At 72.4% G+C, this 18,714-nt stretch carries 16 protein-coding genes; 3 read left to right on the top strand and 13 right to left on the bottom strand.

The window, feature by feature from the left end; all coding sequences use genetic code 11:
• Positions 1–220: 220 nt before the first annotated feature.
• From cobT to EAO73_RS22845, 6 genes are all read right to left on the bottom strand, one after another.
• A complete protein-coding gene (gene cobT / locus EAO73_RS22870) occupies positions 221–3,595 on the bottom strand; it encodes a nicotinate-nucleotide--dimethylbenzimidazole phosphoribosyltransferase (protein ID WP_147973341.1) in 3,375 nt (1,124 codons plus the stop codon).
• A gap of 331 nt (positions 3,596–3,926) precedes the next feature.
• Positions 3,927–5,153, bottom strand: coding sequence for a precorrin-6y C5,15-methyltransferase (decarboxylating) subunit CbiE (cbiE, locus tag EAO73_RS22865; RefSeq protein ID WP_147973340.1), 1,227 nt, complete (start codon positions 5,151–5,153; stop codon positions 3,927–3,929).
• Between the two features lie 108 nt (positions 5,154–5,261).
• Positions 5,262–5,939, bottom strand: a complete 678-nt coding sequence (locus EAO73_RS22860) for a GNAT family N-acetyltransferase (RefSeq protein ID WP_147973339.1) — start codon at positions 5,937–5,939, stop codon at positions 5,262–5,264.
• A 102-nt stretch (positions 5,940–6,041) separates the two neighbouring features.
• Positions 6,042–6,902, bottom strand: a complete 861-nt coding sequence (locus tag EAO73_RS22855; protein ID WP_147973338.1) for a MetQ/NlpA family ABC transporter substrate-binding protein — start codon at positions 6,900–6,902, stop codon at positions 6,042–6,044.
• Positions 6,903–6,973: 71 nt separating this feature from the next.
• Positions 6,974–7,642 carry a methionine ABC transporter permease gene (locus EAO73_RS22850; RefSeq protein WP_147973337.1) on the bottom strand — a complete coding sequence of 223 codons (669 nt, stop codon included), beginning with the start codon at positions 7,640–7,642 and terminating at the stop codon, positions 6,974–6,976.
• The gene (locus EAO73_RS22845; RefSeq protein WP_147973336.1) at positions 7,639–8,688 is read right to left on the bottom strand and encodes a methionine ABC transporter ATP-binding protein; all 1,050 of its coding nucleotides are present in this window, start codon (positions 8,686–8,688) and stop codon (positions 7,639–7,641) included. Before EAO73_RS22845 ends, EAO73_RS22850 begins: the two co-directional genes overlap by 4 nt.
• A gap of 591 nt (positions 8,689–9,279) precedes the next feature.
• Here EAO73_RS22845 and EAO73_RS22840 point away from each other — a divergent pair.
• Positions 9,280–9,639, top strand: coding sequence for a hypothetical protein (locus EAO73_RS22840; protein WP_147973335.1), 360 nt, complete (start codon positions 9,280–9,282; stop codon positions 9,637–9,639).
• 2 nt (positions 9,640–9,641) lie between these two features.
• Positions 9,642–10,079: a hypothetical protein gene (locus EAO73_RS22835; RefSeq protein WP_147973334.1), complete on the top strand. Its 438-nt coding sequence runs from the start codon at positions 9,642–9,644 to the stop codon at positions 10,077–10,079.
• Between the two features lie 24 nt (positions 10,080–10,103).
• Here EAO73_RS22835 and EAO73_RS22830 read toward each other — a convergent pair whose 3' ends face one another.
• Together EAO73_RS22830 and EAO73_RS22825 are read right to left on the bottom strand one after the other, a co-directional pair.
• Positions 10,104–10,610: a GNAT family N-acetyltransferase gene (locus EAO73_RS22830; protein ID WP_147973333.1), complete on the bottom strand. Its 507-nt coding sequence runs from the start codon at positions 10,608–10,610 to the stop codon at positions 10,104–10,106.
• A gap of 204 nt (positions 10,611–10,814) precedes the next feature.
• Positions 10,815–11,975, bottom strand: coding sequence for a glycerophosphodiester phosphodiesterase (locus tag EAO73_RS22825; RefSeq protein WP_147973332.1), 1,161 nt, complete (start codon positions 11,973–11,975; stop codon positions 10,815–10,817).
• 236 nt (positions 11,976–12,211) lie between these two features.
• Here EAO73_RS22825 and EAO73_RS22820 point away from each other — a divergent pair, with 236 nt between their 5' ends.
• A complete protein-coding gene (locus EAO73_RS22820; RefSeq protein WP_147973331.1) occupies positions 12,212–12,883 on the top strand; it encodes a lysophospholipid acyltransferase family protein in 672 nt (223 codons plus the stop codon).
• 67 nt (positions 12,884–12,950) lie between these two features.
• Here EAO73_RS22820 and EAO73_RS22815 read toward each other — a convergent pair whose 3' ends face one another.
• The 5 genes from EAO73_RS22815 to argH form a co-directional block, all read right to left on the bottom strand.
• Positions 12,951–14,495, bottom strand: a complete 1,545-nt coding sequence (locus EAO73_RS22815) for an MFS transporter (RefSeq protein WP_147973330.1) — start codon at positions 14,493–14,495, stop codon at positions 12,951–12,953.
• On the bottom strand, positions 14,492–15,043 hold the full coding sequence (locus EAO73_RS22810) for a TetR/AcrR family transcriptional regulator (protein ID WP_147973329.1): 552 nt from the start codon (positions 15,041–15,043) through the stop codon (positions 14,492–14,494). Before EAO73_RS22810 ends, EAO73_RS22815 begins: the two co-directional genes overlap by 4 nt.
• Before the next feature lie 96 nt (positions 15,044–15,139).
• The gene (locus EAO73_RS22805) at positions 15,140–16,015 is read right to left on the bottom strand and encodes a sigma-70 family RNA polymerase sigma factor (RefSeq protein WP_147973328.1); all 876 of its coding nucleotides are present in this window, start codon (positions 16,013–16,015) and stop codon (positions 15,140–15,142) included.
• Between the two features lie 87 nt (positions 16,016–16,102).
• On the bottom strand, positions 16,103–17,074 hold the full coding sequence (locus tag EAO73_RS22800) for an aldo/keto reductase (RefSeq protein ID WP_147973327.1): 972 nt from the start codon (positions 17,072–17,074) through the stop codon (positions 16,103–16,105).
• Positions 17,075–17,141: 67 nt separating this feature from the next.
• Positions 17,142–18,614, bottom strand: coding sequence for an argininosuccinate lyase (gene argH, locus EAO73_RS22795; protein ID WP_147973326.1), 1,473 nt, complete (start codon positions 18,612–18,614; stop codon positions 17,142–17,144).
• Between the last annotated feature and the right edge of the window lie 100 nt (positions 18,615–18,714).

The following is an 18,714-nucleotide window of genomic DNA, read 5'->3' as shown; positions in this document are numbered from 1 at the left end:
GTTCACGATACGGGGTGGCCCGGGGGCCACGGTGTTCGGTGCCTGGTGGGCGGGGTGCGGGCCGGGACGCCTGCGGCGGGCCCGTTCCCCTGCCCGCCCCTTCCCGAAACCGGGGCTCCGCCCCGGACCCCGCGCCTCAAACGCCGGCGGGGCTGGATCTTCAGCCTCACCGGCGTTTGAGGCGCGGGGTCCGGGGGCAGCGCCCCCGAAACCGGTGCCGCTACTTCTCCGTCACGCCCGCCGAGTCGAACGTCGCCACCTCGTGCATCGCGCGCGCAGCGCTCTGCACGATCGGGAGGGCCAGCAGTGCGCCGGTGCCCTCGCCGAGGCGGAGGTCGAGGTCGACCAGGGGGCGCAGGCCCAGCTTGTTGAGGGCCGCCACGTGGCCGGGCTCGGCGCTGCGGTGCCCGGCGATGCAGGCGGCCAGGGCCTCCGGGGCGATCGCGCGGGCCACCAGGGCGGCCGCGCCCGCGCTCACGCCGTCCAGGATCACCGGCGTACGCAGCGACGCGCCGCCCAGCAGGAAGCCGGCCATCGCCGCGTGCTCCAGGCCGCCGACGGCCGCGAGCACGCCGATCGGGTCGGCCGGGTCCGGCTGGTGCAGTTCGAGGGCGCGGCGCACCACGTCGATCTTGCGGGCGTGCATCTCGTCGTTGATGCCCGTGCCCCGGCCGGTCACCTCGGCCGGGTCCATTCCCGTGTACACGCAGATCAGCGCGGCCGACGCAGTCGTGTTGGCGATGCCCATCTCGCCGGTCAGCAGGCCCTTGTTGCCCGCCGCGACCAGATCGCGGGCGGTCTCGATGCCGACCTCGATCGCCGCGTGGACCTCTTCGCGGGTGAGGGCCGGGCCGGTCGTGAAGTCCGCCGTGCCCGCGCGAACCTTCCGGGGCAGCAGGCCCGGCATCGGGGGCAGTTCCGCGACCGCGCCCACGTCGACCACGCAGACCTCGGCGCCCACCTGCGAGGCGAACGCGTTGCAGACCGCTCCGCCGCCGAGCATGTTGGCGATCATCTGGCCGGTGACCTCCTGCGGCCACGCCGTGACGCCCTGGGCGTGCACCCCGTGGTCACCCGCGAAGACCGCGACGGCCGCGGGCTCGGGGATCGGCGGCGGGCACATCCGGGACAGCCCGGCGAGCTGCGCCGAGATGATCTCCAGCATGCCGAGCGCACCGGCCGGCTTGGTCATCCGCTTCTGGCGCTCCCAGGCCTCGCCGAGCGCCTTGGCGTCCAGCGGGCGGATGTTGGAGATGGTCTCCTGGAGAAGGTCGTGCGGCGCCTCGCCGGGCAGGGCGCGACGGCCGTACGTCTCCTCGTGGACGACCCAGGACAGCGGGCGCCGCTTCGACCAGCCCGCCTGCATCAGCTCCGGGTCCTCGGGGAACTCGTCCACGTACCCCACACAGAGGTACGCAACGACCTCCAGGTGCTCCGGCAGTCCCAGCGCGCGCACCATCTCGCGCTCGTCGAAGAAGCTCACCCAGCCCACGCCCAGGCCCTCGGCGCGCGCCGCCAGCCACAGGTTCTCCACGGCGAGCGCCGACGAGTACGGGGCCATCTGCGGCTGCGTGTGCCGGCCGAGCGTGTGGCGGCCGCCCCGCGTCGGGTCGGCGGTCACGACGATGTTCACCGGGGTGTCGAGGATCGCCTCGATCTTCAGTTCCTTGAACTGCTTGGCGCGGGCCTTCGGCAGCGACTTGGCGTACGCCTCCCGCTGCTGCTGCGCCAGCTCGTGCATCGAGCGGCGCGTCTCCGCGGACCGGATGACGACGAAGTCCCACGGCTGCGAGTGCCCCACGCTGGGCGCGGTGTGCGCGGCCTCCAGGACGCGCAGCAGCACCTCGTGCGGGATGGGGTCGCTGCGGAAGCCGTTGCGGATGTCGCGGCGCTCCCGCATGACCCGCAGGACCGCCTCCCGCTCGGCGTCGTCGTAGCCGGGCGCGGGGGGCGCGGTGGGCGCCTCGTCGGACGCCTCGGCCGGTACGGGCTCCGCCTCGTCGCTCAGGTCCGGGGTCTCGATGACCTCGGGACCGGACTCGGGCTCCGGGGCGGTCGCCTCGGGCTGTATCGACTGCTCGGGCGCCGGGAGCGGGGCGACGCCGGGGGCGTCTGCCTCCGGCAGGGGCGCGGCTTCCTGCGCGGTCACGGGGGCGGGCTCCGGGGCCGGTGCCAGGTCCGCCGCGGCAACGGGTTCGGGCGCGGCCACCGGGGCGGGCTCGGGCTCCGCGACCGGTGCGAGCACGGCCTCCGGCTCGGGCTGCACCGCGGCAGCGGCCTCCGGCTCGGCAACCGGGGCGGGCTCGGCCACGGGCTCGGGCTCTGCGATCGGGTCCGGCTCCGTGAACTGGACGGGCTCCGCGACCTGGGCGGGCTCGGGCACGGCCATCGGCGCGGGCTCCACGACCGGTGCGACGACCGGCTCGGCAGCGGGGGCCTCGGCGGCCGGTGCGGCTTCCGCCGCCACCTCGGGCGCCGTCGCGTCGGCAACCGGGGCTTCCGGAACCGGTACGGCCTCGGGCGCGGGCACCACGTCGGGCACGGCCTCGGGCGCCGGGACGGACTCCGGGGCGGCGACCGCCTCCGCGGGTGCCGCCGCCTCCGCGACCTGCGCCTCCGGAGCCGGTACGGCCTCCGGAGCGGACACGGCCTCGGGCGCCACCACGGCCTGCGGAGCGACGGCCGCCTCGGCAGGTGCTTCCTCCGTCGCGACCGGCCCCGGCACGGGCGCCTCGGGCACGGCCTCCGGCTCGACCGCGACCGGCTCGGTCTCCGCCCGCGCGGGCTCGGCGGGCGCCTCGGCCACCGGGGCCGCCTGGGCGGGGTCCACGGCGGCGGCCTCGGCCGCCACCGCCTCCGGAGCGACCGTTTCTGCTGCCTCCGCCGGCGCCTGGGCCGGCCACGCGTTCTGCGGCGGGATCTCGCCGAGCTGGGGGCCCGGGAGCGGGGGCTGCTCGGTGTACTGCGGCTCGAAGTACTCGGGTTCGACGGTCGCCGGTCCCGCGTGGCGGGCGGCCGGCGCGGGGGCCTGGGCCTGCGCCTGGGGTGCGCCGGCGGGACCCCGGTCGGCCAGGGAGCGGACCACGCCGACGCCCGACGTACCGCCGTAGGACGGCTCGGGCGAGGCCGGGCCGCGGTGCAGCGGGCGGCGCACGGGGGGCTGCGGGGCGGGCGAGGGAATGCGTACGGCGCCGAGGTCGACGGAGCCGGAGTCACGGCCTCCGGACTCGTGCGCGCCGGGGCCGGTCGCGGGGTCCTGCACGGGGGCGGCCTGGTGCATCGCGTACGCCGGGGCCTGCTCCTGGAGCTGGACGGGGCCCTGCGCGTGCGCCGGGTCCGCCGGCTGGGCCTGGAACTGCGGCTGGTACGCGCTTTGCGCGGCTGCGGCGTCCGGGAAGTGGCCGGTGCCCTGGGCCTGCTGGGGTTCGCCCCAGGCGCCCTGGGCGCTCGGCATCAGCAGGAGGTCGTCGTCCTCGGTCGTATGCGCGGAGGGTTCGAGGTAGGTGTAGGAGTCCGGCGCGGGGACGCCCGGCTGCTCCACCATGCCCGCGTTCTCCGGCAGTCCCTCGCCCGGGATCCGGCCGGTGTCACTCATGCGTTCCCCTCGCCCATCGTCAGTGCTCCTTCGGCCCTGCGCCCGGGACGCCCGGACACGGCACGCGGTGCTCGTCCAGTGGAACGAGCGGGCGCGCCGCGCGGCACGAATCGGTCGCGGACATCCTGCATTCTCGCGGTCGTTCGCCGCCGCGGCAGGTCATTTCGCCACGGCCCGCTGTGGACTGCGCCACGTTGCGCGTCCCAGGGTGCTGCCGTACCACAACGAGGACCAAAACGGTCCCCTTTTCCGGACATTGACGAACGAAGCGACGAACGTCCTGGAGCGGTGCGACGATCGGCCAGCCTACCTCGCACCGGTTGCCGACGGGTCAGGGGGCAAGGTCCGAACGCAGTGCGGAAAGCAGAAAGACGACCGTGCGTTCGCGCTCCGACCAGGCGGTCGTGTCGAGTTCGACGGACTGGAGGAGCGAGCAGGCGACCGTGTAGCCGTTTCCGGCCAGTGCGGCACCCAGTGCCTCGGCCTCGTCGCGCGTGGAGGCGTGCGTGACGATCCGCTCCGGCCTGCGGTCGGCGACGGCGGTGACGACGGGGACGCCGCCGCCTCCGATGCGTACGACGTCGGGCTCGGGCAGCCGTTCCAGTACGTGCGGGGCCCGGCCCTCGACGACCTGGAGCTGGACGCCGGAGGCACGGGCGGCGGCCGTGGTGCGGGCGCAGGCGTCGGGGTCGCAGTCCACGGCGAGGACCGCCGCGCCGAAGCCGGCCGCCTCCACGGCGAGGGCGCCGCCGCCGGAGCCGATGTCCCAGACGAGGTCGCCGGTGCGGGGGCCGAGGTGGGCGAGCTGGGCGGCGCGCAGGACAGGGCCCTCGCCCTCGCCGCTCTCCCCCGCCGGGCGGGTGCCGGGCTCGGGGCGGTCCTCGGCGGGCAGGGCCCAGCCGCGTACGCCGGAAGGCCGGCGTCCGGCGATCCAGGCACCTTCCTGCCGCTCGGGGCCGCCGCCGATGACGATGACGACGTTGGGGTCGCGCCAGACGTGGTCGGCGGCTGTGTCGGAGGTGACGACGGTGACCTGTTCGCGGTCGGTGCCCAGTTCCTCGCAGATGACGAAGGTGCGGTGGACGCCTTCGAGGAGCAGGGCCAGTTCGGCGGGTCCGGCGCCGGGCGAGGTGAGGACGGCGACCTTGTGGTGGGCGCGGCAGACGTTCACGGCGCGGCGCAGGGTGCGGGGGTGGGCGACGACCGTCAGGGCGTCCTCCCACGGCATGCCGGCGCGGGCGAAGGCGGTGGCGACGGAGGAGACCGCCGGGACCACCTCGACCTCAAGGCCGTGTTCCGGGGCGCGCAGGGTGCGGACGACGCCGAAGTAGCCGGGGTCGCCGTCGGCGAGGACGACGGCGCTGCCGCGGTGGCCGGCGATGCGGCGGGCGGCGAGGTCGACCGAGCCGAGGCGGATGCGTTCGGCGTCGCGGGGCACTTCCGGCAGCGCGAGGTGGTGGGCGGCGCCGGCGACCAGGGTGGCGGCCGAGAGCGCGGCGGTGGCCGCTCTGGTCAGGGGTGAGCCGTCCCAGCCGATCACTGTGACCCGGTCGGCCATCTTGGTGTCATTCTCCTGGAGTCGTCGCAGGCGGGGCGGGGGTGCCCGGAGGCAGGCAGGGTGAGGTTACCGGGTCCCCGCCGAGGGGGCGCCGGGGCCCCGGCGCGGTCAGTTCCAGTCGTTGTAGGTGCCGTACCCGCCGGCGTCGGCGAGCTGTTCGGCGACCCCTTCGAGGTCCTCCGGGAGCAGGCCCCAGACGATGAGGTCGGTGCGGATGTCGGTCCATCCTCCGTCCTCCGTCTGTGAACGCGCTATGCGGGCGTTGCGCAGGACGCCCTCGCTGATGCAGCCGAGCTTCTGGGCGACCTGCTGGGACGCCGTGTTGTCGGCGGCAGTGCGCAGTTCGATGCGTTCGAAGCCCTGGTCGCGGAAGAGCCACTGAGCGACGGCGAGCACGGACTCGGTGGCGTATCCCTCGCCGCGCGCCCAGGGGGCGGTGATGTAGGCGGCCTCGGTGGAGAGGGTGTGCCAGTCGGTGTTGCGCAGCCGTACGGAGCCGACTAGGCGCTGCGTGAGGAACTCGGTGACGGCCAGGGCGATCCCGTCGCCCTTGGTGCGGTGTGCGGGAGCGATTCTGCGCACCCAGCGTTCGGCGTCGACCTGGGTGTAGGGGTGGGGTGCGCCGGTCCAGGCGGTGACGAGTTCGTCGTTCATCATCTCGATGTACGCGGGGATGTCCGCCATGTCGAATGGGCGCAGCACCAGCCGGTCCGTGCTGATGGAGATGTCCGGGAAGGTGGAAGTCATGCGCAGCTCCATGCCGAAGACCGTGTAAATGCACAGCATGCAGCATCACCGGGGCCGCGCGCATGGCCGGGTCCGTACGGCGGAGCCCCGCACCCCCCGGGCGGGGTGTGCGGGGCTCGTCGGGCAAGTGCCGCGTACGGGTCAGGACTTGGCGGCGTCACCGAAGGCCGGGACGACCGAGCCCTGGTAGGTGTCCTCGATGAACTTCTTGACCTCGTCGGAGTGGAGGAGCTTCACGAGCTTCTGGACGCGGGGGTCCTTCTCGTTGCCCTTCTTCACGGCGATGATGTTGGCGTACGGGTTGCCGTCGGCCTTCTCCAGGACGAGGGCGTCCTTCGCGGGCTTGAGCTCGGCCTCGATGGCGTAGTTGCCGTTGATGACGGCGGCGTCCACGTCGTTCAGGGCGCGCGGGACCGTGGCGGCCTCAAGCTCCTTGAACTTCAGGCCCTTCTTGTCGGTGATGTCGCTCAGCTTGGCGCTGGTGCCGACGCCGTCCTTGAGGGTGATGAGGTCGTTCTGGGCGAGCAGCTGGAGCGCCCGGCCCTCGTTGGTGGTGTCGTTGGGGACGGCGATGGTCTGGCCGGACTTGATGCCGTCGAGGCCCTTGACCTTCTTGGAGTAGAGGCCCAGGGGTTCCAGGTGGACGGTGCCGACGGAGACCAGGTGGGTGTCGTTCTTCTTGTTGAAGTCGTCCAGGTAGGGCTGGTGCTGGAAGAAGTTGGCGTCGACCTGGCCGGTCTCGGTGGCTGTGTTCGGCAGGACGTAGTCCGTGAACTCCTTGACCTCCAGCTTGAGGCCGGCCTTGTCGGCGAGGTTCTTCTTGACGAAGCCGAGGATGTCGGCGTGCGGCGTCGGGGACGCGGCGACGACGAGGGCCTTGGAGCTGTCGGCCGTACCGACGCTCTTGGAGGCCGGGTCGGAGTCGGTGCCGCAGGCGGTGAGGCCGAGGGCGAGGGCGGTGGTCGCGGCGGCCGCGGCGGTGATCTTGATGGTGTTACGCACGAAAAGTGCCTCTTTCAGGTGGTGATGGTGGTGCGCCCGGACAAGGAGTGCGGGCTTGGGGGGAGGTGAAGTCAGGAGGTGCGGCCCCGGCGGGCCAGCAGGCGTACGGCGAGGTCGCCGATCAGCTGGACGAGGGTCACGATGACGATCAGCAGCGCGACGGTGATGAGCATGAAGCGGTTGTCGAAGCGCTGGAATCCGTAGGTGACGGCCTTGGAGCCGAGTCCTTCGCCGCCGACCGCGCCGGCCATCGCGGAGTAGCCGATGAGCACGATGACGGTGGTGGTGATGCCGGAGACCAGGGACGGCAGGGCCTGCGGGAGCAGGACCTTGCGGACGATCGTCGGGATGGATCCGCCCATGGACTGGACGGCCTCGACGAGCCCGTGGTCGACCTCGCGCACCGCCGTCTCGACGAGCCGGGCGAAGAACGGGATGGCGCCGACGGCGAGCGGAACGATCATCGCGGTGGGGCCGATGAAGGTGCCGACGACCCAGGTGGTGAAGGGGATCAGGGCGATCAGCAGGATGATGAAGGGCAGCGAGCGGCCGATGTTCACGATCACGCCGACGGCCTTGTTCACCGGGGTGTTCTGGAGCAGGCCGCCCTTGTCGGTGAGGACGAGGAGGACGCCGAGCGGCAGTCCGGCCAGGACGGTGACGAGGGCGGACCACAGCACCATGTAGAGGGTGTCGACGGTGCCCTGCGTCAGCAGCGGCTGCATTTCGGACCAGGTCACTTCGCCACCTCCTTGGTGAGCTGTGCGGGTACGGGGGCGGGCTCGGCATCGACGAGCTCGGCCTGGAGGCCCTGCTCGCGCAGGAAGCCGATCGGCACGACGTTCTCCTCGAACCGGCCGGGCAGTTCGATGCGCATACGGCCGATCTGCCGGCCGCCGACGGTGTCCATCGCGGCGCCCAGGATCGAGATGTCGATGTTGTACGTGCGGGAGAGCTGCGAGATCACCGGGCGGGCGGCGGCCTCGCCGTGGAAGGTGACGTCGACGACGGTGCGGTCCGGCGCGGAGGCGGTGCCGCCGACGGGGAACAGCTCGTGGGCCAGCTCGGAGCCGGGGGTGGCGAGGAGTTCGCCGACGGTGCCGGACTCGACGATCCGGCCGCCCCGCATCAGCGCGGCGGAATCGCAGATCGTCTTGACGACGTCCATCTCGTGCGTAATGAGCAGGATGGTGAGGCCGAGCTGCTGGTTGAGGTCGCGCAGGAGCTGGAGGATGGAGCGGGTGGTCTCGGGGTCCAGGGCGGACGTCGCCTCGTCGGAGAGGAGCACCTTGGGGTCGCCGGCGAGGGCGCGGGCGATGCCGACGCGCTGCTTCTGGCCGCCGGAGAGCTGACCGGGGTAGGCCTTGGCCTTGTCGGCGAGGCCGACCAGGTCGAGGAGTTCGAGGGCCTTGCGGGAGCGCTCGCGGCCGGTGACGCCGAGGATCTCCAGCGGGAGTTCGACGTTGCGCTGCACGGTGCGGGAGGCCAGCAGGTTGAAGTGCTGGAAGACCATGCCGATACGGCTGCGCGCCTCGCGCAGCTCCTTGCCGGCCCGGCGGCCCCGGCCCGCGAGGGCGGTGAGGTCCTGGCCGGCCACGGTCACGGTGCCCGAGGTGGGGCGTTCCAGGAGGTTGACGCAGCGGATCAGCGAGGACTTGCCGGCGCCGCTGCGGCCGATGACGCCGTACACCTCGCCCTCGCGGACGTGCAGGTCGACGCCGTCCAGGGCGGTGACCTCGCGGTCGCGCGACTGGTAGACCTTCGTGAGGCCCGTCGTGGTGATCACAGGATTTCCGTCACTGTCGAGTGCGCGGCGCGGTGTCCGCCGGGCACGGGGCATGCGTCCGGGGGTGATCCGGACGTTTCGATCGGACGTTTCCGAGCGGTCTCCCGGGGCGGCCGGGCGCGGCGGTCACCGCCGGCCGGGGCCCGTGCGGGCTCGTTCCGCCGGGTGCGGACAAGCCAGGGGGAGGGTTCTCGCTTCGGGGCGCGAGGCTCGGTCGTGGGCCCTCAGAAGGCGCGCATTCGACACATACAACGAGCACCGGGCGTCGTGATCGCCTCGGTCGCAAGGGTGCGGCTGCTCGTCGTGGTCATGGGCACAAGTAAAACAGACGTGAGCTTGCGGCCGGACCGATTGTCCGGATAGCGGACAGCGGTGGATGGTGCGGCGCCTGCGCCGCGTATCGGCCGACGCGTTCCGGCCACACCGCTCTGACCTGCACCGATGCGGCCGCCATCCGGCCCGTACGACTGTCTCCGCGGCGGCCGGGGCCGGTGCGCGCTGTGGTCAAGGCCACGACCGCCCGCTCCTGACGGCCGTCCGGGGCGCGGGGGCGCAGGCGGCGGGCGGGGCGCCCCGTAATACCCTCGGCTCATGCTCGACGCCCTGACGGTCGCGGTCGCCGCGGCCGCCCTCGCCCTCGCCGCCTGGTGCGGATACGCCGCCTACCGGGACCAGCCCACCAAGGACTGGCACTTCATCGGCATGGCCGTCGTCTCGCTGCTGGCCCTGGCGCAGCTGGTCGTGGGGATCGTGCAGCTGGCCCGCGGCGAGCGGCCCGAGCAGGGCATGACCATCTTCATCGCCTATCTGGCCGGGGCGTTCCTCGCCGTGCCGGCGGCGGGGTTCCTGTCGCTGAGCGAGCGGACCCGCTGGGGTTCGGTGACGGTGGCCGCGGGCGCGGTCGTCCTGGCCGTCCTCGAAGTACGGCTCTACGACATCTGGGGAAGCTGACCGTGACCGACACCGACACCACGCAGGCGACGGCCGGCGGCGAGAAGCGGCCCTTCGACCTCGGCACCGGTCCCGGCCGCGTCCTGGTCTGGTTCTACGGCGTGTTCACCGTGGCGGCGGCGTCCCGCTCGATCGTCCAGATGATCCTGGACTTCGGCCGCGCGCCCCTGGCCTATGTGCTGTCGGCGGTCGCCGCGCTCGTCTACGGGTTCATCACGTACTCGCTGGTGCGCGGCGGCGAACGGGCGCGCCGGACCGCGCTGGTGTGCTGCGCCGCCGAGCTGGTCGGCGTGCTGGTCGTGGGGACGTGGACGCTGGTGGAGCCGTCCGCGTTCGCCGACTCGACGGTGTGGTCGTACTGCGGCCGGGACTACCTGTTCATCCCCGTGATCCTGCCGGTCACCGGGATGATGTGGCTGCGCCGCGCCCGTACCGCGTAACGGCGGGGCGCGGCACGCGTACGGCTAGGCGCTGGCCACGTACGCGGTCGTGGCCGGGGCCTCCTTCTCCAGCAGGATCATCATGACCCCGTCGCTGCCGGTGGCGTTGCCCACGGCGGCGTAGCCCGCGCGCTGATAGAGCCTCAGGTTGGCCTCGCTGCGGTGGCCGGTGTGCAGCCGGAAGCGGGTGGCGGCGCGCTCGTCGGCGAGGCCCGCCTCCGCCGCCCGCAGCAGCCGGGCGCCGAGGCCGTGGCCGCGGAGGCGCGGGTGGACGCAGAGCCTCCCGATCTGCCCCGTGCCGTCCTCGTCGGTCGAGCCGCGCACCGAGCCGACCACCTGGTCGCCGAGCCGCGCCACGTACACCAGGTTCTCCCCGATCTCGGCGCGCAACGAGTCGAGGGTCTGGACGAGCGGGTCGATGCGGTAATTGCCGTACAGCTCCGCCTCGCTCTGGAAACAGAGGTACTGCAGCTTCAGTATCTCTTCGGCGTCCTGCGCGTCCGCCGCCGAGATGATCACGCTCATGCCCATGTGCGCATGCCTCCCGCTCACCTGATCCGCCGGTTGTCCCCTGCTCCTTTCCCACGGTTCAGGAGCGACAACCTCCGCCGCGAGCATTCTGCGCAGACATCCAAGGCAACGGGAACGGATGAGGACCAAACTCCCCTGTGACATACCCAACTCCCCTGCGATGTGACGGGAGCGGGGTGCTGACGGGGAGTCGGGGCCGCCGTCCTACCTCTTGTTCGCGAAGTCCGCCGCCGCGAGCAGGGCGGTGTCCGGGTTGTCAGAGAAGATGCCGTCGATCCCGGTCGCGAAGTACGTGGCGAAGGCGCCGAATGCGTCGCCGTACGCGTTGGGGTCGGTGCCGCGCCGGAAGTCGGCGGGCAGGAAGGTGTTCTCGTTGCGCATCGTGTACGGGTGCAGGATCAGGCCCTGCGCGTGGGCGTCGCGTACCAGCGTGGTGGGCTCGGTGAGCCGGCCCGCGGCGTCCTTGGGGATGATCAGGTCCAGGGTGGGGCCGATGCCCTGGGCGAAGGAGCTCATCCACTTCAGGCCGGCCGGTTTCACCAGGTCGTCCGTGGTGCGCGGGTCGCCGGACACCTCGAAGTCCCAGGGGCGGGTGCCGGTGCCGGAGAGCAGGACGATGCGCGGGGTGGCGACGAGCTTCGCCAGGCGCTGGACGCTGCCCGGTTCGAAGGACTGGAGGATCACCGGGGACTGCCCGCGGTGCCGGCCGTAGCGGCGCAGCAGCTTGGCGAGCGGCTCCTCCAGGCCGAGGCCGAGGCCCCGGAAGTAGGTGGGGTGCTTGGTCTCGACGTACAGCCAGACGGGCTTTCCGCGGCGGCGGCCCTCGCGGTCGGCCCAACGCAGGACCTCCTCGAAGGTGGGGACCTCCCAGCGGCCGTCGTAGAGGGTGTTCTTCTGGCGGTTGGCCGGAATGCGCTCCTTGGCGCGCAGGGTCTTCAGCTCGGCCAGCTTGAAGTCCTCGGTGAACCAGCCGGTGAGGGACACGCCGTCGACGCTCTTGGTCGTCCTGCGGTTCGCGAACTCGGGGTGCGCGGAGACGTCGGTGGTGGCGGTGATGTCGTTCTCGTGGCGGCAGACGAGGTGGCCGTCGCGGGTCGGGACGAGGTCCTGCTCGATGATGTGCGCGCCCATGTCCAGGGCGAGCTGGTAGGAGCCCAGGGTGTGTTCGGGACGGTAGCCGCTGGTGCCCCGGTGGCCGATGACCGTGGGGACCGGCAGGTCGAGGCGGTGGCCGCCGCCGTGTCCGCCGTTGCGGTCGGCCGCCTGCGCCGTTGTGGTGACGCCCAGGGCGGCGGTGGAGAGGACGGCCGCCCCCGCCCCGATGACGGTCCGTCGTCCCGGTGCGGCCTGCGCACGCTCTGTCATGAATGCTCCTCGCATGTGATGTACGGCACCTGTCGAGCGAGGGTCGAGCGTAGGCAGGACGGCGGTCCCCGGAGGCGGCACCTGGGCGAACATGGCGCGAACACATGTCAACACGCTGTATCCGATGCGTGAACCCGATGTGCGATCAGCGAGTACCCGCGAGTATCGTCCTCACCTGCATGGACCTTCACAATCCGTCGCCTCGGCCGGGCCCGGCCACTACACCGGAGGAAGCGTTGTCCCGTCTCGCACTCATCAAGGCAGTGCTCGGACCGATCCTGCGCCTGATGTTCCGTCCCCGGATGGAGGGCATCGAGAACATCCCGGGCACCGGGCCGGTGATCCTGGCGGGCAACCATCTGACGTTCATCGACTCGATGATCATGCCGATCTGCTGCGACCGTCCGGTGTTCTTCATCGGCAAGGACGAGTACGTGACGGGCAAGGGCCTCAAGGGACGGCTGATGGCCTGGTTCTTCACCGGTGTGGGCATGATCCCGGTGGACCGGGACGGCGGGCGCGGCGGTGTCGCGGCGCTGATGACGGGCCGGCGGGTGCTGGAGGAGGGCAAGGCCTTCGCGATCTACCCGGAGGGCACCCGCTCCCCCGACGGCCGGCTGTACCGGGGCCGTACGGGCATCGCACGGCTGACGCTGATGACGGGCGCGCCGGTGGTGCCGTTCGCGATGATCGGCACGGACAAGCTCCAGCCGGGCGGCTCGGGGCTGCCCCGGCCGGGCAAGGTCACGGTGCGCTTCGGTGAGCCGATGGAGTTCTCGCGCTACGAGGGCATGGACCGCGACCGCTATGTGCTGCGGGCGGTGACCGACTCCGTGATGGCCGAGGTGATGCGGCTGTCCGGCCAGGAGTACGTCGACATGTACGCGACGAAGGCGAAGGCGGCCTGATCCGCTGACGTATGCGAAAGGGCCCGCCCCGGCCGGGGCGGGCCCTTTCGCGTGTGTCCGGGCGGCGCTACTCGTGGATGATGCCCTCCTCCAGCTCCTGCCCGCGCAGCAGGAACCAGGCGGCGGCCGCCGTCGCCAGCAGGACCACGGCTCCGACGACCGAGGCGAGGTGCAGCCCGTCGACGAACGCGTCCTGCGCCGAGGAGACCAGTTCATGGGCCTCGTGCGGTGGCAGCAGGTGCGAGGACTCGACGGCGCCGCCGAGCGATTCGTGTGCGGCGTCCGAGACGGCCGGCGGGGTGCCGGGCGGGGCCTGGAAGCTCTTGTAGGCCCCGGTCACGATGGAGCCGAGCAGCGCGATACCGAGGGCGGCGCCCAGCTCGTACGCCGTCTCGGAGACCGCGGACGCGGAGCCGGCGTGCTCCTTGGGGACGCTGGAGAGGATCACGTCCGAGGTCACGGTGAACGCGAAGCCCGCGCCCACGCCCACGATCAGGAGCAGGGCGCCGATCAGCGGGTAGGACGTGTCCCGGTGGACGGCTGCGACCGCGGCCAGCGCCACGCCGATCGCGCCGAGCCCGCCGGACACCACCGTCCGTACGGTGAAGCGCCGGGCGACCGTGCCGGCCAGCAGACCCGCGGTGACCGCGCCGATCGCGGCGGGCAGTTCGGCGAGCCCCGCCTCCAGCGGTCCGCGCCCCTGGACCAGTTGGAGGAACTGGGAGAGGAAGAAGACCAGGCCGGACAGGCCGAGGATGGTCAGCAGGTCGGCCAGGACCGCGCCGGAGAAGCCCCGGTGGTGGAAGAGCCGCATGTCGAGCAGGGGTGCGGGGAGCCGGAACTGACGGCGTACGAACCAGACCAGCGCCAGCAGACCGGCGACGCCCACCAGGGCCGGGGTCCAGCTCACGCCATGGGCGGCCATCTCCTTGATGGCGTAGACGACCCCGATCATGCCGACCAGCGAGAGGCCCACGCTCGGCAGGTCCCAGGGGCCGGGCGCCGGGTTCTTCGACTCGGGGATCATCTTGATGCCGACCACCACGAGCACCGCCATCACGGGCAGGTTGATCAGGAAGACCGAGCCCCACCAGAAGTGCTCCAGAAGGAACCCGCCGACGACGGGCCCGACGGCCGCGCCGGCCGAGGCCATCGCGCCCCAGATGCCGATGGCGAGGCTGCGCTCGCGGGGGTCGTGGAAGAGGTTGCGGATCAGGGCGAGGGTGGACGGCATCAGGGTGGCGCCGGCGACACCGAGCAGGGCCCGCGCCACGATCATCATCTCGGGCGTGTGCGCGTAGGCGTTGAGCACCGAGACGGCGCCGAAGGCGGTGGCACCGCACAGCAGCAGCTTCTTGCGGCCGATGCGGTCGCCGAGGCTGCCCATGGAGACCAGGAGCCCGGCGATGACGAAGGAGTAGACGTCACCGATCCAGAGCAGCTGGGTGCCCGTCGGCTCCAGGTCCTCGCTGAGGAACGGCGTCGCCAGGCCCAGCACGGTGGCGTCGACGGCCACCAGCAGCACCGCGAGGACGAGGACGGCCAGCGCGATCCACCGACCGGGGCGGTACGGCTCGACGGCGGGCTCCGGCTGCTCTTCGACGCTGCTCATTGCTCCACGCTCCGGCGTGCGCCGCCGAGCAGCAACTCGACGATCATGTACGGGAAGTCCCGCGCGGCCACCCGGCCCGCCTGAACGGCCCAGGCCCCGCTGCCGATGAGCCCGTACAGGGCCTCGGTCAGCCAGGCCGGGGTCAGGTCGATGCGGAACTCGCCGCGTTCCTGGCCGCGCCGGAAGAAGGCGGCGACGCGGGCGTCCAGCCGGTCCCAGCCGGCGTTCTGGTCGCCGTCCTCCCAGAGCTGGTTCTCGGTCACGAGGAAGGAGAGCAGTCCGGCGCTCGGCTCGACGGCGTGGACGAACCGGCGCAGGGCCTCCTCGCTCGGGCCCTCGTCCATCGCCGCGGCGTCGAGCGCCGCCTCGAACTCCTGGATGCCCAGCTCCTCCAGCGCCCTGACCAGGGCGTCCCGGCCGGCGAAGTGCCGGTGCAGGGTGGCACGGCCGATCCCGGCCGCCCGCGCGACCTCGTCCATGGTGGCGGTGGATTTACGGGTCAGCAGGGCCGCGGCACTCCGCAGCACCTGCTCACGATCAAGACTCATGAGACAACACTAACCCAGGTGAGACATATGCGTCTCACCTGGGTTTCTCGTGTCGTTCTCGGCCTCCGGAGTGGCCCCGGCCGGTCCGGCGGCGGGTCAGTCGTCGAGCAGGACGAGGTCCAGGCCGGGCAGCCGCGCCGGGTCGCTGATCGCGTACATCTCGACGATGCGCCCGTTCTCGACGGTGAACCGCATGACCGAGAAGGACACCCCGGTGGCCGAGGAGACGACCGCCGGACGGCCGTCGAGCAGGGCGGACCGCCCCGCGGTGGCGAACCGCGCGAACATGATCGCCTGCCGGGCCACATTCGCGGCGCCCCGCACGGGCGCGGGCGCCCCGGCATCGCCCGAGCGGACCACCACGTCCGGGTCGAGCACGGTCAGCAGCGCCTCGAAGTCACCGCCGCGGGCGGCGGCCAGGAAGGCCTCGACGACCTCGCGGCGGCGGGCCGCGCCCGGATCGGCCACGGGGGCGGCGCCCCGCACCCGGCGGCGAGCCCGGCTGGCGAGCTGCCGGGCGGCGGCCGGGGTGCGGTCGACGATCCGGGCGATCTCGTCGAACGGCACGGCGAACATGTCGTGCAGCACGAACGCCAGGCGCTCGGCCGGGTCGAGCGTTTCGAGCACCACGAGCAGTGCCAGGCCGACGGAGTCGGCGACGAGGGCCTGCTGCTCCGGGTCACCGGCCGGCCCGGTACGGGGCGGCTCCGGAGCCCCCGGCCCGGCCTCCAGGGGTTCCTCGCGCCGGGAGCGGCGGGAGCGCAGCATGTCCAGGCAGACGCGTCCGACGACGGTCGTCAGCCAGCCGCCGAGGTTGGCGATGCCGGCACTGTCGCTGCGGCCGAGCCTGATCCACGCCTCCTGGACCGCGTCCTGCGCCTCGGCGGACGAGCCCAGCATGCGGAACGCCACCGCCTCCAGATGGTTCCGGTTCTCCTCGAAGCGTGCCGCCAGGTACTCGTGGTCGCTCAACTTCGCCCTCCCGCGTCGGATGCCGTCACCACCCTGACGTACCGAAGGGCTCCGATGTGACGGGCCGGCGCGGGGCCGGGTCCTGGCTCAGCTCCAGGGCAGCGACGCGCGGTGGCGCCAGTAGGCCTCCGGTTCCTCGACCAGGGCGTCGAGCCGGGCCCGCCGTTCCTCGTCGAAGACGGGGACGGCCGCGTGGAGGTTGCCGGCGAGCTGGCCGACGGTGGCCGCGCCGGAGAGCACGACACCGGCCCACGGCTGGTGGAGCACCAGGGCCAGGGCGACCGCGTCGCTCCCGAGCCCTTCCTCCTCGGCGATCTCCCGCACCACGGCGGGTGCCTGGTCCCCCGCGAGCCGGCCGTTGGCCATGCCCTCCTTGACGATGACGGTGAGCCCGGCTGCGTGCGCCTCGGCGAGCGCCGGCCCGGCCGAGGTCTCCAGCGCGTTGTAGGTGGCCTGGACCGTACGGAAGAGGGGCGCGCCATCGGCCGTGACGGCGAGGGCGGCGAGGATCGCTTCGGCCTGGCCGGGCCCGCTGGTGGAGATGCCGACGCTGACGCCCTGCGCGGCCAGCTCGGCGAGGCGGGCGTGCAGTTCCTTGTCCGTGAGCGCCGGACTGTCCGGGGTCACCGAGTGGATCTGGTAGAGGTCGAGCCGGTCGCCGAGGAGCGCGGCGGACTCGGCGCGCTGGCGTTCGAACGCGGCGAGGGAGTGGTCCTTCACCTCGTGCGCCTCGGCGTCGAGGCTCCAGTCGGCGGTGTAGGTGTAGCCCCATTTGCTGCCGACGACGACGTCGTCCGCCTCCGGGTGCGCCGTCAGCCACTCGCCGAGGAACTCCTCGGCGCGCCCGTAGGAGCGTGCCGTGTCGACGTAGCGGACGCCCTGCGCGTAGGCGGCGTCGAGGAGTTCGTGCGTACGGTCGCGCAGGGCCTCCGGCGAGCGGTCGGCGGGCAGGTCGCGGTCCCGGTGGAGGTTGATGTAGCCCGGCCTGCCGACGGCGGCGAGGCCGAGCCCGATGTGGGCGGTGGGGGTGGTCGCTGCGGTCAGTCGGGCGAACGGCATCGCGGGCTCCTCGTCGTCGGGCAGGACACGCGCCTACCCATCAACGTAGCCCGCGATGCGCGGCCGGCTACTTGTGCGCGTCCGCCCAGGCGTGCTGCACCGCGAGATCCGCCTTGACCTCGGCGAGCTGGACGGCGACGGCGGAGGGAGCGGTGCCGCCGCGTCCGCTGCGGGAGGCGAGGGCTCCGGCCACGTCGAGAACGGTGCGGACCTCCGGGGTGAGGTGCTCGGAGATCTTCGCGAACTGCTCGTCGGTCAGCTCGTCCAGCTCGATGCCGTGGTGCTCGCACTCCTTGACGCACTCGCCGGCGACCTCGTGGGCGACGCGGAAGGGCACGCCCTTCTTGACCAGCCACTCCGCGATGTCGGTGGCGAGCGAGAAGCCGGCCGGGGCCAGCTCCTCCATGCGCTCCCGGTTGACGGTGAGCGTCGCCATCATGCCGGTGAAGGCGGGCAGCAGGACCTCCAGCTGGTCGCAGGAGTCGAAGACCGGCTCCTTGTCCTCCTGGAGGTCACGGTTGTACGCGAGCGGCAGGGCCTTGAGCGTGGCCATCAGGCCGGTGAGGTTGCCGATGAGCCGGCCCGACTTGCCCCGGGCGAGTTCGGCGATGTCCGGGTTCTTCTTCTGCGGCATGATCGAGGAGCCGGTGGAGAAGGCGTCGTGGAGGGTGACGAAGGAGAACTCCTTCGTGTTCCAGATGATGATCTCCTCGGCGATCCGGGAGAGGTTGACGCCGATCATCGCGGTGACGAACGCGAACTCGGCGACGAAGTCCCGGGACGCCGTGCCGTCGATGGAGTTGCCCACCGAACCGCGCTCGAAGCCGAGGTCGGCCGCGACCGCCTCCGGGTCCAGCCCCAGCGACGAGCCGGCCAGCGCGCCGGAGCCGTAGGGCGAGACGGCGGTCCGCTCGTCCCACTGCCGCAGCCGCTCCGCATCCCGGGACAGGGACTGGACGTGGGCCAGGACGTGGTGGGCGAAGAGCACCGGCTGGGCGTGCTGGAGGTGCGTACGGCCGGGCATGGCGACGTCCGGGTGCGCCTCGGCGAGACCGACCAGCGCGTCCTGGAGGTCGGCGACCAGGCCGCCGATGATGCGGGCGTGGTCGCGCAGGTACATCCGGAAGAGCGTGGCGATCTGGTCGTTGCGGGACCGGCCGGCGCGGAGCTTGCCGCCGAGGTCGGGGCCGAGCCGCTCCAGCAGGCCGCGCTCCAGGGCGGTGTGGACGTCCTCGTCGGCGATGGTGCCGGTGAAGGAGCCGTCGGCCACGTCCGCTTCGAGCTGGTCGAGCCCGGCGGTCATCCGGGTCAGCTCGTCCTCGGTGAGCAGGCCCGCCTTGTTGAGGACGCGGGCGTGGGCGCGGGAGCCGGCGATGTCGTACGGCGCGAGCCGCCAGTCGAAGTGGACGGACGCGGACAGCCGGGCCAGCGCCTCGGCCGGTCCGTCGGCGAAGCGGGCGCCCCAGAGACGTACGTCGCCGTTGCCGTTGCCGTTGCTCACTGCGTGCTCCTCGGAAGTGCCACGATCACCGTCAGGCATAACTATGCAGAGGTATGCATGCTTTGTCAAAGAGGGGGCGGGCCGGGTGCGACCGTCCCACGGGCTGAAAACTCCGCCGCTCTCCGAGCATCGGTATTGA

Origin of the sequence: Streptomyces sp. col6, assembly GCF_008042035.1 — a bacterium.
GTDB lineage: Bacteria > Actinomycetota > Actinomycetes > Streptomycetales > Streptomycetaceae > Streptomyces.
The sequence above is the reverse complement of the archived record's forward strand: the minus strand, read 5'-3'. Positions and strand labels throughout refer to the sequence as shown.